We start from the raw sequence: 14,973 nt of genomic DNA, 5'->3' as shown, positions 1-14,973 counted from the left end.
TTCGCGATCAGGTCACTTCAGGTCGAACCGGTCGAGCTCCATCACCTTCACCCACGCGGCGACGAAGTCCTTGACGAACTTCTCCTGCGCGTCCGCCGCGGCGTACACCTCGGCGAGCGAGCGCAGCTGCGAGTTGGCGCCGAAGACCAGGTCGACGGCGGTCGCCGTCCACTTGACCTCGTCGGAGCCCAGCTCGCGGATCTCGAAGACGTTCTCGTCGACGGCCGAGGTCTTCCACTCCGTGCCCGGCGCGAGCAGGTTCACGAAGAAGTCGGTCGTCAGCGTCTCCGGCCGGTCGGTGAACACGCCGTGCTTCGAGCCACCCGCGTTCGCGCCCAGCGCGCGCAGACCGCCGATCAGCACCGTCAGCTCCGGCGCGGTCAGGGTCAGCATGTAGGCCCGGTCCAGCAGCAGCGTCTCCGGCGACAGCTTCTCGCCGGCCCGCAGGTAGTTGCGGAAACCGTCGGCGCGCGGCTCGAGCACCGCGAACGTCTCGGTGTCGGTGTCCTCCTGCGAGGCGTCGGTCCGGCCCGGGTGGAACGGCACGGTGACGTCCTGCCCGGCGTTGGCCGCCGCGCGCTCGACGCCCGCGTTGCCGGCCAGCACGATCAGGTCGGCCAGCGAGACCCGCTTGCCGCCGGTCTGCGCGCTGTTGAACTCCTGCTGGATCTGCTCCAGCTTCGGCAGCACCTCGGCCAGCTCGGCCGGCTGGTTGACCTCCCAGTTGCGCTGCGGCTCGAGCCGCAGCCGGGCGCCGTTCACGCCACCGCGCTTGTCGGTGCCGCGGAACGAGGCCGCCGCGGCCCACGCCGTCCGGACCAGCTGGCCGACGGACAGCCCGGAGTCGAGCAGCTTCGCCTTCAGCGCCGCGGCGTCCGCGTCGTCGATCAGCTCGTGGTCGACGGCCGGAACCGGGTCCTGCCACAGCTGCGGCTCCGGGACCCATGGACCGAGGTAGCGCGACACCGGACCCATGTCACGGTGCAGCAGCTTGTACCAGGCCTTGGCGAACGCGAGCTGGAACTCCTCCGGGTGCTCCAGGAACCGGCGCGAGATCTTCTCGTACTCCGGGTCGACGCGCAGCGCGAGGTCGGTGGTCAGCATCGTCGGGCGGTGCTTCTTGTTCGGGTCGTACGCGTCCGGAACGTTCTCCTCGGCGTCCTTGGCGACCCACTGCCACGCGCCGGCCGGGCTCTTGGTCAGCTCCCACTCGTGGCCGAACAGGTTCTGGAAGAAGCCGTGACCCCACTTGGTCGGCGTGCTGGTCCAGGTCACCTCGAGACCGCTGGTGATCGCGTCCGGGCCCTTGCCGGAGCCGTAGGTGCTCTTCCAGCCCAGGCCCTGCGCCTCCAGCGGAGCCGCCTCCGGCTCCGGACCGATGTGGTCGGCCGGGCCGGCGCCGTGGGTCTTGCCGAACGAGTGACCGCCGGCGATCAGCGCGATGGTCTCCTCGTCGTTCATCGCCATCCGGCCGAAGGTCTCGCGGATGTCGCGGGCCGCGGCCAGCGGGTCCGGCTGGCCGTTGGGGCCCTCGGGGTTGACGTAGATCAGGCCCATCTGGACCGCACCGAGCTGGCTGGCCAGCTCACGGTCGCCGCTGTAGCGCTGGTCGCCCAGCCAGGTGTCCTCGGGGCCCCAGAAGATCTCCTCCGGCTCCCAGATGTCCTCGCGGCCGAAGCCGAAACCGAAGGTCTGGAAGCCCATGTCCTCCAGCGCCACGTTGCCGGCCAGGACCAGCAGGTCGGCCCAGGAGATCTTCCGGCCGTACTTCTGCTTGACCGGCCAGAGCAGGCGGCGGGCCTTGTCCAGGTTGGCGTTGTCCGGCCAGCTGTTCAGCGGGGCGAAGCGCTGCGCGCCGTCGGCGCCGCCACCGCGGCCGTCCTCGATCCGGTAGGTGCCGGCGCTGTGCCAGCTCATCCGGATGAACAGCGGGCCGTAGTGCCCGAAGTCGGCCGGCCACCAGTCCTGCGACGTCCGCATCACCTCGACGATGTCGCGCTTGAGCGCGTCCACGTCGAGCTTCTTGAACTCCTCGGCGTAGTCGAAGTCCTGCTCCAGCGGGCTGGCCTGCGGCGCGTGCCGGCGCAGCACCGAGAGGTCCAGCTGGTTCGGCCACCAGTCCCGGTTCGACCGCGGATTGGGCACCGCCGGCGTCGGGGAGTCGATGGCGGGGTTCTCGCTCTCACTGCCGTGGGGCAGGTCAGGCGTCTCGGTCATGCTCAACCTCTCGATGTGGTGGCTGGTTCAGGACTTGCGGCGGAACACGCCGGGCACAGACCCCAGTACACGACCTCGGCCTCGTCGACGGCGAAGCCGTGCTGGTCGGACGGGTGCAGGCAGGGGGCCGCGCCGACGGCGCAGTCCACGTCTTCGATGGCGCCGCACGACCGGCAGACCACGTGGTGGTGGTTGTCGCCCACGCGAGCCTCGTACCGGGCGACCGAACCGGCCGGCTGGATCCGCCGCAGCAGACCCGCGTCGGTCAGCGCGCGCAGGACGTCGTACACCGCCTGGTGCGACACGTCCGGCAGCTCCTCGCGGGTGGCCCGGATGATCGCGTCGGTGTCGGCGTGCGGGTGGGAGTGCACGGCGGTGAGCACGGCCAGCCGTGGCCGGGTGACCCGCAGCGCAGCCTCGCGCAGCAGTTCGGTGGGGTCGGAGTCGAGGGCCATCACACAGATACTTTCGAATGATTTTGAATCGGTCAAGATTCACTGCCCGGGCAGATTCTCACCAGCGAAAACCGATGGCGGTGAACGAGGCCGCGCGCCACTCTGGCCTGGTGGACATCACCAGGCTCTCCCCCGACGACGAGGTCGGGTGCGCGGACGCCGTGGCGCTGTTTCAGGCCACGCACAAGCTCGACTGCCCGGACGCGTTGCTGCCGACCGCTCGCGGTTTCGCGGCACACCTGAAGTACGGCTGGGACGGCGACCCCGGACAGGCCTATCTGGCCCGCGACGAGGACGGCACACTCGCCGGGGTGCTGAGCGTCGAGCTGCCGACCTACGACAACACGAACCTGGCCTGGTTCGAGGTCGAGGTGCACCCGGACCGGCGCGGCCGCGGCCTCGGCGGCGAACTGCTCGCGTACGGCGAAGGGCTGGCCGAGGAACTCGGCCGGACCTCGCTCGGGCTGAGCGCGTGGGACCTGCCGAAGGCCGACCTGTTCGCACGGCGGCAGGGCTACGAACCGAAGGCGATAGAGGTGAACCGGCGCCAGGATTTGACGGCGCTGGACTGGGACCTCGTGCAACGCCTGTACGACGAAGCGGCGCGCGCGGCGTCGGCGTACGAGCTGGTGCGGGTGAGCGGGGTACTGCCCGACGACCTGCTCGACGGGATGGTCGCGGTGACCGCGTCGATCAACGACGCGCCGAAGGACGAGCTGGACATCGAGGACGACGAGTTCAGCCCGGAACGGTTGCGGGCTTATGAGCAGGCGCAGCTGGCGCACGACCGGAGCCTGTACCGGGTGATCGCCCGGGAGCGGGCGACCGGCGAGCTGGCCGGGCACTCGACGATCACCGTCGAGCGGGAGCGGCCGCACATCGCCGAGCAGGCCGACACCGCGGTCGCGCGGAACCATCGCGGACATCGGCTCGGCGCGTTGGTGAAAACCGGCATGCTGCTGTGGATGCGCGAAGCCGAGCCGGCGCTGACCCAGCTCGACACCTGGAACGCCGAGTCCAACGCGCACATGATCGGCATCAACGAACAGCTCGGGTACCACGTGGTGGCCCGGTCGATCGCCTACCAGAAGGCGATCTAAACGACCTGCAGCAGCGTGACCTTCATCCGGTTGCTGATCGTGAAGCCGAGGCTTTCGTAGAGCCGGATGGCGGTGAGGTTCGTGCCGCCGGTGTGCAGGAACGCCTGCTCACCGCGCTGCTCGATGCCGGCCACGACAGCGCGGATCAGGCGAGTGGCCAGCCCCCGGCCGCGGTGGTCGGGATGGGTGCAGACGGCGCTGATCTCGACGTAGCCGGGCAGGTGGTACCGCTCACCGGCCATCGCGATCAGCTCGCTGTCCTCGCGCAGGCCGAGATAGTTGCCGAGTTCAATCGTCCGCGCGCGGAACGGGCCCGGGTCGGTGAGCGCGACCAGGCTCAGCATCTCCGGTACGTCGTCCGGCCCGAGCCGCACCGCCTCGGAATCCTCCGCGCCGAAGCCGGCCGGCGCGACGAACTGGACCAGGTCGAACTGCCGGTCCACCTTGAAGAGCTCGGGCACCGCACGTGCAGGTCCCATGGTCGCGACCAGCCGGTTCGGCCCGACCAGTTCGGCGGCGTCGGCCCAGTCCTGCTCGGTCGGCTCGTCCGGCAACCCGAGGAACGGCGCCACGTCGGACGGGTAGACCCGGACGTTCCCGCGCACCTCGGCGATCCCCGCGTGCGGCCCGGTGAGCGCGCCGTACGCGGGGTTGAGCAGAACGTCCATCAGAACCCGAGCTTCTTCAGGTGCTTGGCGTCGGTCTGCCAGTTCTTGGCGATCTTCACGTGCAGGTCGAGATAGACCGGGGTGCCGAGCAGGGCCTCGATCTGGCGGCGGGCGTTGGCACCGACCTCGCGCAGGCGGGCGCCCTTGTGGCCGATCACGATGCCCTTCTGGCTGTCCCGCTCCAGGAAGATGTTCGCGTAGATGTCCAGCAGCGGCTTGTCGTCGGGCCGGCCCTCGCGCAGCATCATCTCGTCGATGGTGACCGCGATCGAGTGCGGCAGCTCGTCCCGGACACCTTCCAGCGCGGCCTCGCGGATCAGCTCGCCGACCAGGATCTCCTCCGGCTCGTCGGTGACGTCGCCGTCGGCGTACAGCGGCATGCCCTCCGGCAGCAGCTTGACCAGCTCGTCGGCGACCACGTCGACCTGGAACCCGTCGACCGCCGACACCGGGACGACCGAGGCCCACTCGATACCGTGCGCCTCGCCGAGCGCGGCGATCTCGGCCAGGTGTTCGGCCATCCGGTCCGGGCCGACCAGGTCCGCCTTGGTGGCCAGCGCGACCTTCGGGGTCTTGGCGACCTTGGCCGCCTCGCCGACCAGGAACCGGTCGCCCGGCCCGATCCGCTCGCTGGCGGGCAGGCAGATCGCGATCACGTCGACCTCGGCCCAGGTGGTCTTGACCACGTCGTTGAGCCGCTCGCCGAGCAGGGTCCGCGGCTTGTGCAGCCCCGGGGTGTCGACCAGGATCAGCTGCGCGTCGTCGCGGTGCACGATGCCCCGCACGGCGTGCCGGGTGGTCTGCGGCTTCGACGAGGTGATCACGATCTTCTGGCCGACCAGCGCGTTGGTCAGCGTCGACTTGCCCGCGTTCGGCCGCCCGACGAAACAGGCGAAACCGGACCGGAACTGCTCAGGTGTGGACGACATCACGAACCTCTCCGTTGCCATCAGCAACGACTACGGGCAGCGCGGCGCCACCGAAGTACCGGACCACCTCGACGTCGACCGCCTCGGGCCCGGCGTCGGTGACCAGCGCGGCCGCCTCGATGCCCTTCACGCCGGACGAGACCGCCATCGCGACCGCGAGCTGCAGCGCGGACAGCAGCACCGTGTCGAGCTGGACCGTACACGCAGCGTACGTCCGCCCGTCGGAGTCGCGCACGGCGGCACCCTCGGTCGCGCGGGTACGGGCGCGGGCGGCACGGGCCAGGGTGACCAGTTTGGCGTCCTCGGCCGAGAGGTCAGCGGGCAACACAACTCCAGTGTCTCGTGGGCGGCGTCAGGCAGTCTGGTGACTGCTGTCCTGCGGCTGCTCGGCGAGCTCGTCGGTTCGCCGGACCAGCACCGTACCGATCTGGTTGCGGCGGCCGGACGGCCGTTCCGCGGTGAGGGACAGACCCAGCCCCTCGATCTCGACCTGCGCGCCCGGAATCGGCACCTTGCCGAGCAGCTTGGCCATCAGTCCGCCGACGGTGTCGACGTCGTCGTCGTCCAGCGGGAGGCCGAACAGCTCGCCGAGCTCGTCGATCGGGTAGCGGCTGGAGACCCGGAAGGCGCCGTCGGACAGCGCCTGCACCGGCTCCGGCGCCTCGTCGTACTCGTCGGTGATCTCGCCGACGATCTCCTCCAGGATGTCCTCGATGGTGACCAGGCCGGCGGTGCCGCCGTACTCGTCGACGACCATCGCGACGTGCATCCGGGCCGCCTGCATCTCGCGCAGCAGCTCGTCGACCGGCTTGGAGTCCGGCACGTACATGCACGGGCGCATCACCGACTCGACCCGCTCGGTGGATTCCGACTGGGCGTTGTCGTAGACCCGGCGCATCACGTCCTTGAGGTAGACCACGCCGAGGATGTCGTCCAGCGAGTCACCGACCACCGGGATCCGCGAGTAGCCCGAGCGCAGCGCCAGCGAGGTGAGCTGGCGCAGCTTCTTGTGCCGCTCGATGTAGACCATGTCGGTGCGCGGCACCATCACCTCGCGCACGATCGTGTCGCCGAGCTCGAAGACCGAGTGGATCATCTGGCGCTCGTCGGCCTCGATCACCGCGGACTTCTCCGCCAGGTCGACCAGCGCCCGCAGCTCGGACTCGGTCGCGAACGGGCCGGCCGCGAAGCCCTTGCCCGGGGTGAGCGCGTTGCCGATCAGGATCAGCAGCTTCGGGATCGGGCCGAGCACGGTGGTCAGCGCCATGATCGGGCCGGCCGACAGCATCGCGAACCGGTCGGAGTGCTGCCGGCCGAGGGTGCGCGGCGCGACGCCGATGATCACGTACGAGACCACCACCATCACCACGGCGGTGATCAGGATGTGCTCCCAGGTGACCGGGAAGACGTTGGACAGCGCCTGGGTGACCAGCACGATCGCGGTGATCTCGCAGCTCAGCCGGACCAGGAGCAGGGTGTTCAGGTAGCGCGGGGCGTCGGTGAGCAGGTCGCGCAGCCGGACCGCGCGGGTGTTGCCCATCTCGACCTGCTCGTCGGCCCGCACCTTCGAGTACGCCGAGATGGCCGCCTCGGCGCCGGCGAACACCCCGGCGAGCAGAACGAGCACCGCGGCCACAACCAGCAGGACGCCGTCGTGGTAGCTCACGGCAGTGTCACTCCTCGCCGAGCCGGTTTCCCGGTGCGCGCCAGGCTTCCAGCAGCCGCCCCTGGACTTCCCACATCTCCGCCTTCTCGGCCGGTTCGGCATGGTCGTAGCCGAGCAGGTGCAGGATGCCGTGCACGGTCAGCAGCTCGAGCTCGGCCCAGGTGCCGTGACCGGCCTTGGCGCCTTGCGCGGCCGCCACCGTCGGGCACAGGGCGATGTCGCCCAGGTGCCCGAGCGGTGGCTCGGCGTCGTCGTTGTCACTGCCCGGACGCAGCTCGTCCATCGGCCACGACATCACGTCGGTCGGGCCGGGCAGGTCCAGGAACTCGACGTGGTAACGCGCCATCGTGTCCTCGTCGACCAGCTTGATCGACAGCTCGCACTCGGGGTGCAGGCGCAGGCTCGACATCACGAAGCGGCTCAGCCGCATCAGTCCGTGGGCGTCGATCTCCACACCGGACTCGTTGTTGACCTCGACGTTCATCGGTTCGGTTCAGCGCTGCCTTCGTAGTTTTCGTAGGCCGACACGATCCGGCCGACCAGCTTGTGCCGGACCACGTCGTGCGACGTCAGCCGGCAGAACGCCAGGTCCTGGACGCCCTCCAGGATGTTCTGCACGACCCGCAGGCCGGAGTTCGTGCCGGTCGGCAGGTCGACCTGGGTGACGTCACCGGTGACCACCATCTTGGAGCCGAAACCGAGCCGGGTGAGGAACATCTTCATCTGCTCCGGCGAGGTGTTCTGCGCCTCGTCCAGGATGATGTAGGCGTCGTTCAGCGTCCGGCCGCGCATGTAGGCCAGCGGCGCGATCTCGATCGTGCCGGCCGTCATCAGCCGCGGGATCGACTCGGGGTCGAGCATGTCGTGCAGCGCGTCGTACAGCGGGCGCAGGTACGGGTCGATCTTCTCCGACAGCGTGCCGGGCAGGAAGCCCAGCCGCTCGCCGGCCTCGACGGCCGGCCGGGTCAGGATGATCCGGTTGACCTCCTTGGCCTGCAGCGCCTGGACCGCCTTGGCCACCGCCAGGTAGGTCTTGCCGGTACCGGCCGGGCCGATGCCGAACACGATCGTGTTCTTGTCGATCGCGTCCACGTAGCGCTTCTGGTTCAGCGTCTTGGGCCGGATCGTCCGGCCGCGGCTGGACAAGATGTTCTGGGTCAGCACGTCGGCCGGGCTCTCGACGGTCTCGGCCTTGATCATCGCGATGCTGCGCTCGACGGAGTCGGCGGTCAGCCCGTGACCGGTCCGGACCACGGCGATCAGCTCGTCGATCAGCCGCTCGGCCAGCGCCAGCTCGGCCGGCTCGCCGGTCATCGTGATCTCGTTGCCGCGGACGTGGATGTCGGCGGCGAACTCCTTCTCGACGACCCGGAGGAACTCGTCCCGGGCTCCGAGCAGCGCCACCATGTCGATGCTGTTCGGCACGACGACCTTGTGGGTCGCCTTCGGCGGTTCGCTACCGCCGGCGCGCGTCGCATCCGGGTGCGACGGCTCGATACTGCGTGGCCTGGACAGCCTTTCCTCCTGGTGCCTGGTGACGATGACCTGATCCATGCTAGCCGCAGGCCCCGACACCGCCATCCGATAAAACCCCGATTCCCCCCTCGACAGGCCTCTGACCTGCACTTTTGTCCAGTTCAAGCCGCCGGTCCCGTTCGGCACGCCACTCGGTATCGGGCAGCAGACCGACCACCACGCCTGCGTCCGACGCCCTGACGAGCGGTTCGAGGGTCTCCCGCAGTACCAGCTCCGCGCGACCGGGATCCCGCAGCCCGAGCTCGTGCGCCGTCAGGATCCGGTACGTCGCCTCGACCGCGGCCCGGACCGTCCCGGACCGGGCCGGCGGCTGGTCGAACGCCCCGGCATGCGTGTTCCGCCCGTCGTCGATGCCGACCAGATGCGCGGGGGTGAACACGTGCAGAGCCCGGACGGCTGCTGTCGGATCGCCCGAATACACCGCGTAGTCTCGCCAGGCATGCGCTCCGCTGTAACTGTCCTGCATCGCGTGCACGGCCGCTCCGAGGTGCCGCATCATCTCGCGCCCGCTCTTGCGACGGGCTCGGCGCAGTTCGGTTGCGATGAAGCCGGCGGCGACGCGCAGGTTGGCGGGTCCGGAGCGGAACGGATCGGCGAGGAAGTGCTGCCGCTGGACGTCGGGATTCGTGTACGCCGAGTGCAGGGTCGGGCCGAGGCCGGCGTACGGGAAAGTCCGGCCGGTGTTGGCGAAGTTCCTGATCAGGCCGGCGGCGAAGGGCCGGTCCTGGTGGGCCTGGGCCCGGTCGAGCTGGGCGGCGTACCGGTCTCGCCCGAGGCCACGGATGCGTCCGTCGGGGCCCGCGAGTACGGCGTACAGGCGGTCGACCGCGGCCGTGGTGAGTTCGCGGTGGCCGGACCAGCGCTGGTTGCCGTGCTGCCTCATCGGGGCTCCTGATGCGTCGCAGGTCACAGAACCAGACCGAATCGGCGGAAGGTTGTCAACCTGGGACGCCACCGTCGCGTCAACGTCACGTGGCACAACCGGCGGTGGTGTATGACGAGTGCGTGGCTCAGGAGTCCTCGTGGAACGCCGACGAGGCGCTGACGGCTGTCTACACGGCGCACTACACGTCGTTGGTCCGCCTCGGCGCCCTGCTGCTGCGTGACCGGGGCGCGGCCGAGGAGATCGTGCAGGACGCCTTCGTCGCGATGCACGCACGCTGGCACCGGCTGCGTGATCCGCACAAGGCGCTGGCGTACCTGCGGACCGCCGTGGTGAACCGGTGCCGGTCCCGGCAGCGGCATCTGGTGGTCGTGGACAAGCACATGCCACGCTCGCTGCCCGACGAGCCCAGCGCCGAGCAGGCCGTCCTGCGCACCGCGGAGACCGACCGGGTGATCGAGGCGATGCGCACCCTGCCGGAAAAGCAACGCACCGTGATGGTGCTGCGGTACTACGGTGAACTGTCGGAGGCGGAGATCGCCGACACGATGGGGATCAGCCGGGGATCGGTGAAGAGCCATGCCGCGCGGGCGACCAAGTCGCTGCGCCAGGTCCTGGAGCGGAACGCATGAATGAGCACCCGAACGACGAGTTCGACGAGCTGATGCGGCGGGCTTTGCACTCCGAGGCCGACCGGATCGAGCCGGCCGACGGGTTGCACGAGATCCAGGCGCGGGTCCGGAGCCAGCGCGCGCCGGTCAACCGCCGGGGCTGGGTGCTCACTGCCGGTGCCGCCGCGGTCGGCACCGCCGCCGCGATCGGCGCCTTCGCGCTGCTCAACGGCGAGGACCGGCCGTCCGGTGACAGCCAGGTGGCCGGCGCGCCGGAGACCTCCGCCACCGCGACCGGCTCCGTGGACAGCACCCTTCCGCCCAGTGCCGTGCCGACGCCGGCGCCTCGGCCGACCGAGCCGACGCCGAAAGCCCTGCCGACGCAGAGCGGCAAGCTGGAGCCCAAGGGCTCGGGGGCGATCCCGGTCTACTGGCTGGGCCGGACGGACGGGATCGAGACCGGCGCGGGCGTCCGGCTGTACCGGACCTTCGCGCAGTTCGAGGGCCGGCCGACGTACTCGGCGCTGCAGCTGATGGTGGCTGGCAAGTCCAGCGATCCCGACTACATCTCGCCGTGGTCCGGGGCGCAGGTCGCGGGGGTCCGGATGTCGGGGGCGCTGACGACCGTGGACTTCGCAAAGCTGCCCACGGAACGGCTCGATCAGGGCGTCGCGCAGATGGCGCTGCAGCAGTTGGTCTACACGGTCCAGGGCGCGAGCGGACAGACCGTCCCGATCGAGGTGACCCTGCGTGGCAAGCCGGTGAGCCACCTGTTCGGCGTCGAGATCAAGCAGCCGCTCGGGCGCGCCCAGTCGCTCGACGTGCAGGCGCTGATCTGGATCACGGCACCCGAGAACGGCGCGGTCGTGCGGTCGCCGCTGAAGGTCAGCGGTGTCGCCGCCGCCCACGAGGCCCAGCTGAACTGGCGGATCACCTCCGACGACACCAAGCGGGTGATCGACGAGGGGGTGGCGACGACCGAGGAAGCGTACAAGTTCACGCCGTACTCGTTCGTCGTGGCGAAGCTGCCCGCCGGGCGCTACACGCTGGAGGTGTTCGAGGTGTCGGTCGCCGACGGCCGGCAGACCTCGACCGACACGAAGTCGATCCTGGTCAAGTAGAGCGCGCGTCCGGCGGCCGGACGAAGCTGAACAGCTGCCGGCCCGTTTCCAGTGGCTGCGGGTCGGCGGTCAGGCGGTTGACGCCGACCGACCAGAGCACGTCGTCCGGGGCGTCGTACGAGAGCTCCTCGAAGCCCGCGCGGGCGAACCAGCCGCGGATCGCCGGGCACAGGTTCGGCTCCTCGCGGACGCGGGTCCAGATCACCGTCGCGCCGGGCGCGCAGAACTGCGGCAGCGCCTTCACGGTGGCCTCGACGTCGGCGTCGCTGATGTTGCCGAAGACGCCGCAGAACATCACCAGGTCGGCCGGTACGGCGCCGGCGTACGCGTCGGTGCGGCCGGCGTCGGCCTCGACGACCTCGACTCCGGTCAGGCCGTTCACGGTCGCGGCGGCGCGCGCCAGGCCGGCGTTGCGGTGGTCGAGCTCGACCAGCCGGGCGGTGACGCGGCCGCGGGCCGGATGGGTGGCGAGGACCTCGATCAGGTCACGGCCCTGTCCGGCGCACGCGCTGACGACGCGGATCCGGCCGTCCGGCTCGGCGTCCAGGTGCTGCCGGATCGCTCGCTGCACCGACGCCAGCCGGCGGCTCAACGGCGACTCCTCGTCCTCGTACGACGCGTGCCATTCCAGCCAGTCCATCGAGCTCAAAACCGCGGTCCTCCGGGGTCGGTCGGGTAACTCAGGACAGGAAGCCGGGACTGCGGACAGGGCACAGCCTGTCCGAAGTCCCTAGGTGGTGGTCATGGTCCCGAGGCGATCCAGCGGCCGCGGGCGAGCAGGACCGCCGCGGCGGCGACTCCTGCCGTCGATGTCCGCAGCACGGTGTCGCCGAGCAGCACCGGCTCGGCGCCGAAGGTCTCCAGCTCGGCGTCGGTGATGCCACCTTCGGGGCCGACGACGATCACCACGTCGCCGGTGGTCGGCGGGGTCAGGGTCGCGAGCGGCGTCTTGGCTTCCTCGTGCAGTACGGCGGTCAGCGCGGCGCTGCTCAGCAGTCGCGCGACGTCGGCCGTCGACGCCACCGGCGCGACCTCGCAGAACCAGCTCCGCCGGGACTGCTTGCTCGCCTCGAACGCCCACGACCGCCACTTGGTCAGCGTTTTCTCGACCCGCTCGGGGTTGGCGCGGAACTGACTGCGGTCCGCGTTCCACGGCACGATCAGGTCGACGCCGACCTCGGTCAGCATCTCCACCGCGAGCTCGGCTCGCTCACCCTTCGGCAGAGCCTGTACGACGACCAGGCTCGGCGTCGGTAGCGGCACCGATCCCCGCCGGTCGACGGCGACGGTGATGCCCGACTTGCTCGCCTCGACCACCGGACCCTCGGCGAAGCTGCCGCGGCCGTCGGTCAGCCGGACCCGCTCCCCCGGCCCGATCCGCCGGACGACGGCAGCGTGCCGGCCTTCCGGACCCTCGAGCACCAGCTCCGCGCCTGCTGCGGAGCTGGTGCCGGCGGCTACGCCGGGAGCGGCCCGCGGGTCCTCGCCCAGCTCGGCGAGGTGGAAGACCGGGAGTCCCATCGTCGGTGCCGGGGTCTGGCTGTTCAGTGGGCGCCGAAGGCGTCGCGGAGGCGGCCGAAGACGCCCTTGTGGGTGGCCTGGACCTGGCCCTGCGGACGCTCCTCGCCGCGGGAGGCGGCCAGGTCGCGCAGCAGCTGGGCCTGGTGGTCGTCGATCTTCGTCGGGGTCTCGACGATGATCTGCACGATCAGGTCGCCGCGGCCGGCGTGGCGCAGGCGCGGGACACCGCGGGCGGTGAGCGTCATCGCCGTGCCGGACTGGGTGCCGGGACGGATCTCCAGCGGCGTCGTCTCGCCCTCCAGCGTCGGCAGGTCGATCGTCGTACCGAGCGCGGCCGCAGTCATCGGCAGCGTGACCGTGCAGTGCAGGTCGTCGCCGTTGCGGCTGAAGATCTCGTGCGGCTCGACCTCGATCTCGACGTACAGGTCGCCGGCCGGGCCGCCGCCGGGGCCGACCTCGCCCTGGCCGGACAGCTGCACGCGGGTGCCGCTGTCGACCCCGCCGGGGATCTTCACGGTGACCGTACGCCGCGAGCGCACGCGGCCGTCGCCGGAGCATTCGACGCACGGGTTCGGGATCGTGGTGCCGAAGCCGCGGCAGTTCGGGCACGGGCGCATCGTCCGGACCTCGCCGAGGAACGAGCGCTGCGTGTGGGTGACCTCACCACGGCCGTGGCAGATCTCGCAGGTGACCGGCTCGGAACCCGCCGCCGCGCCCGACCCCGAACAGGTCGGACACACGACGGCCGTGTCGACCTTGAGCTCGCGGGTGGTGCCGAAGGCCGCCTCGCTGAGGTCGATCCGCAGCGGGATCAGCGCGTCCTGGCCGCGCCGGGTGCGCGGCCGCGGTCCGCGGGTCGCGCCACCGGTCTGGCCGAAGAAGGCGTCCATGATGTCGGTGAAGGTGAACGCCTGGCCGAAGCCCGCGCCACCCGGTCCGGCGCTCGCGAACGGGTCGCCGCCGAGATCGTGGACCTGCTTCTTCTGCGGGTCGCTCAGCACCTGGAAGGCGCGGCCGATCTCCTGGAACTTGGCGTGCGCGTCCTCGGAGTCGTTCACGTCCGGGTGGTACTGGCGGGCCAGCTTGCGGTAGGCCTTCTTGATCTCGTCCTGGGACGCGTCACGGCTGACGCCGAGGACGGCGTAGTAATCGGTGCTCATACTCCAGACCAGAGGTAGGGGAAAGTCATCAGGAGTCGGCCAGGATCTGGCTGACGTAACGCGCGACGGCGCGAACCGCGCCCATCGTGCTGGGATAGTCCATGTGGGTCGGGCCGACGATGCCGAGCGTGGCCAGCGCCTCCGACTTGGAGCCGTACCCGGTCGCGACCACCGAGGTGGTGGCCAGTTCCTCGTACGGGTTCTCGTGCCCGATCCGGACCGTCAGCGTCTGCGGGTGGGTCGCCTCGCCGAGCAGCTTGAGCAGGATCACGTGCTCTTCGAGCGCCTCCAGCACCGGCTTCACGTTGCGCTCGAAGTCGTCGCCGTACCGGGTCAGGTTGGCCGCGCCACCGACGGCGATGCGCTGCTCGCCCTCGTCGGTGAACGCCTCCAGCAGGGTCGTCACGATCGCCGCGACCAGGGCGCGGTCGGTCGGCGGGAAGGTCTCGGGCAGGCCCGCCAGCGAGGTCGCCGCGTCAGTCAGCCGCTTGCCGGTGAGCGCCGTGTTCAGCCGGGAGCGCAGGTCGGCGACCAGTTGCTCGTCGACGTCGTCCGGCGCCTCGACGATGCGCTGCTCGACCCGGCCGGTGCTGGTGATCAGCACCAGCAGCATCCGCCGCGGGGTCATCGTGACCACCTCGACGTGCCGCACGCTGGACCGGGTCAGCGTCGGGTACTGCACGATCGCGACCTGACGGGTGATCTGGGCCAGCAGCCGCACCGTCCGCCGGACGACGTCGTCCAGGTCGACCGCGCCGCCGAGGAACGACGAAATCGCCTTCTTCTCGGCCGCGGACAGCGTCTTGACCGTGCTCAGCTTGTCGACGAACAGCCGGTAGCCGGCGTCGGTCGGGATCCGGCCGGCGCTGGTGTGCGGCTGGGTGATGTACCCCTCCTCCTCCAGCGCGGCCATGTCGTTGCGCACGGTGGCCGGCGAGACGCCGAGATTGTGCCGGTCGACCAGAGTTTTCGAGCCGACCGGCTCGTGCGTGGCCACGTAGTCCTCGACGATGGCCCGGAGTACGTCCAGTTTGCGCTCGTCCAGCACGCGCACCACCCTCTCTTCCCTCGGGCTCAGTATCCGGCTCTGGCACTCAGACAGTCCG

General features: G+C 70.3%; 16 protein-coding genes. 3 read left to right on the top strand and 13 right to left on the bottom strand.

All coding sequences use genetic code 11. The features are described 5' to 3' along the window. Positions 1 to 12 precede the first annotated feature (12 nt). The gene (gene katG / locus BWI15_RS05145) at positions 13 to 2,217 is read right to left on the bottom strand and encodes a catalase/peroxidase HPI (protein WP_077013120.1); all 2,205 of its coding nucleotides are present in this window, start codon (positions 2,215 to 2,217) and stop codon (positions 13 to 15) included. Positions 2,218 to 2,219: 2 nt separating this feature from the next. Beyond that, positions 2,220 to 2,672 (bottom strand): Fur family transcriptional regulator, encoded by a 453-nt coding sequence (locus tag BWI15_RS05140; RefSeq protein WP_077013119.1) that lies wholly within the window; start codon positions 2,670 to 2,672, stop codon positions 2,220 to 2,222. Positions 2,673 to 2,782: 110 nt separating this feature from the next. Here BWI15_RS05140 and BWI15_RS05135 point away from each other — a divergent pair, with 110 nt between their 5' ends. Next, entirely contained in the window at positions 2,783 to 3,772 is a 990-nt protein-coding gene (locus tag BWI15_RS05135) for a GNAT family N-acetyltransferase (RefSeq protein ID WP_237771133.1), read from the top strand. Here the strand turns inward: BWI15_RS05135 and BWI15_RS05130 are convergent. The 7 genes from BWI15_RS05130 to BWI15_RS05100 form a co-directional block, all read right to left on the bottom strand. Continuing rightward, entirely contained in the window at positions 3,769 to 4,440 is a 672-nt protein-coding gene (locus tag BWI15_RS05130) for a GNAT family N-acetyltransferase (RefSeq protein WP_077013118.1), read from the bottom strand. The two genes, BWI15_RS05135 and BWI15_RS05130, sit on opposite strands and share 4 nt — an antisense overlap. Continuing rightward, complete coding sequence (gene era, locus BWI15_RS05125; protein WP_077013117.1) at positions 4,440 to 5,369, bottom strand: GTPase Era; 930 nt, start codon at positions 5,367 to 5,369, stop codon at positions 4,440 to 4,442. Before era ends, BWI15_RS05130 begins: the two co-directional genes overlap by 1 nt. After that, positions 5,353 to 5,694 carry a cytidine deaminase gene (locus BWI15_RS05120; RefSeq protein WP_077013275.1) on the bottom strand — a complete coding sequence of 114 codons (342 nt, stop codon included), beginning with the start codon at positions 5,692 to 5,694 and terminating at the stop codon, positions 5,353 to 5,355. The genes era and BWI15_RS05120 overlap by 17 nt, the downstream gene beginning before the upstream one ends. 27 nt (positions 5,695 to 5,721) lie before the next feature. Next, positions 5,722 to 7,035, bottom strand: coding sequence for a hemolysin family protein (locus BWI15_RS05115; protein ID WP_077013116.1), 1,314 nt, complete (start codon positions 7,033 to 7,035; stop codon positions 5,722 to 5,724). Between the two features lie 7 nt (positions 7,036 to 7,042). Then, positions 7,043 to 7,519: an rRNA maturation RNase YbeY gene (gene ybeY, locus BWI15_RS05110; RefSeq protein WP_077013115.1), complete on the bottom strand. Its 477-nt coding sequence runs from the start codon at positions 7,517 to 7,519 to the stop codon at positions 7,043 to 7,045. Next, on the bottom strand, positions 7,516 to 8,442 hold the full coding sequence (locus BWI15_RS05105; protein WP_237771152.1) for a PhoH family protein: 927 nt from the start codon (positions 8,440 to 8,442) through the stop codon (positions 7,516 to 7,518). Before BWI15_RS05105 ends, ybeY begins: the two co-directional genes overlap by 4 nt. A gap of 148 nt (positions 8,443 to 8,590) precedes the next feature. Next, a complete protein-coding gene (locus BWI15_RS05100; protein WP_077013114.1) occupies positions 8,591 to 9,454 on the bottom strand; it encodes a hypothetical protein in 864 nt (287 codons plus the stop codon). 122 nt (positions 9,455 to 9,576) lie between these two features. Between BWI15_RS05100 and BWI15_RS05095 the strand changes: the two genes are divergently transcribed. Next, the gene (locus BWI15_RS05095) at positions 9,577 to 10,086 is read left to right on the top strand and encodes a SigE family RNA polymerase sigma factor (protein ID WP_237771132.1); all 510 of its coding nucleotides are present in this window, start codon (positions 9,577 to 9,579) and stop codon (positions 10,084 to 10,086) included. Then, positions 10,083 to 11,186: a Gmad2 immunoglobulin-like domain-containing protein gene (locus tag BWI15_RS05090; protein ID WP_077013112.1), complete on the top strand. Its 1,104-nt coding sequence runs from the start codon at positions 10,083 to 10,085 to the stop codon at positions 11,184 to 11,186. Before BWI15_RS05095 ends, BWI15_RS05090 begins: the two co-directional genes overlap by 4 nt. Here the strand turns inward: BWI15_RS05090 and BWI15_RS05085 are convergent. The 4 genes from BWI15_RS05085 to hrcA all read right to left on the bottom strand — a co-directional run bounded on the left by BWI15_RS05085 (position 11,179) and on the right by hrcA (position 14,915). Next, positions 11,179 to 11,826: a class I SAM-dependent methyltransferase gene (locus BWI15_RS05085; protein ID WP_077013111.1), complete on the bottom strand. Its 648-nt coding sequence runs from the start codon at positions 11,824 to 11,826 to the stop codon at positions 11,179 to 11,181. The two genes, BWI15_RS05090 and BWI15_RS05085, sit on opposite strands and share 8 nt — an antisense overlap. Before the next feature lie 101 nt (positions 11,827 to 11,927). After that, on the bottom strand, positions 11,928 to 12,707 hold the full coding sequence (locus BWI15_RS05080) for a 16S rRNA (uracil(1498)-N(3))-methyltransferase (RefSeq protein WP_077013110.1): 780 nt from the start codon (positions 12,705 to 12,707) through the stop codon (positions 11,928 to 11,930). 23 nt (positions 12,708 to 12,730) lie between these two features. Beyond that, positions 12,731 to 13,867, bottom strand: a complete 1,137-nt coding sequence (gene dnaJ, locus BWI15_RS05075) for a molecular chaperone DnaJ (protein ID WP_077013109.1) — start codon at positions 13,865 to 13,867, stop codon at positions 12,731 to 12,733. Between the two features lie 28 nt (positions 13,868 to 13,895). Next, on the bottom strand, positions 13,896 to 14,915 hold the full coding sequence (gene hrcA, locus BWI15_RS05070) for a heat-inducible transcriptional repressor HrcA (RefSeq protein WP_077013273.1): 1,020 nt from the start codon (positions 14,913 to 14,915) through the stop codon (positions 13,896 to 13,898). Between the last annotated feature and the right edge of the window lie 58 nt (positions 14,916 to 14,973).

The sequence above is a fragment of the Kribbella sp. ALI-6-A genome, assembly GCF_001984195.1.
Lineage (GTDB): Bacteria > Actinomycetota > Actinomycetes > Propionibacteriales > Kribbellaceae > Kribbella.
The sequence above is the reverse complement of the archived record's forward strand: the minus strand, read 5'-3'. Positions and strand labels throughout refer to the sequence as shown.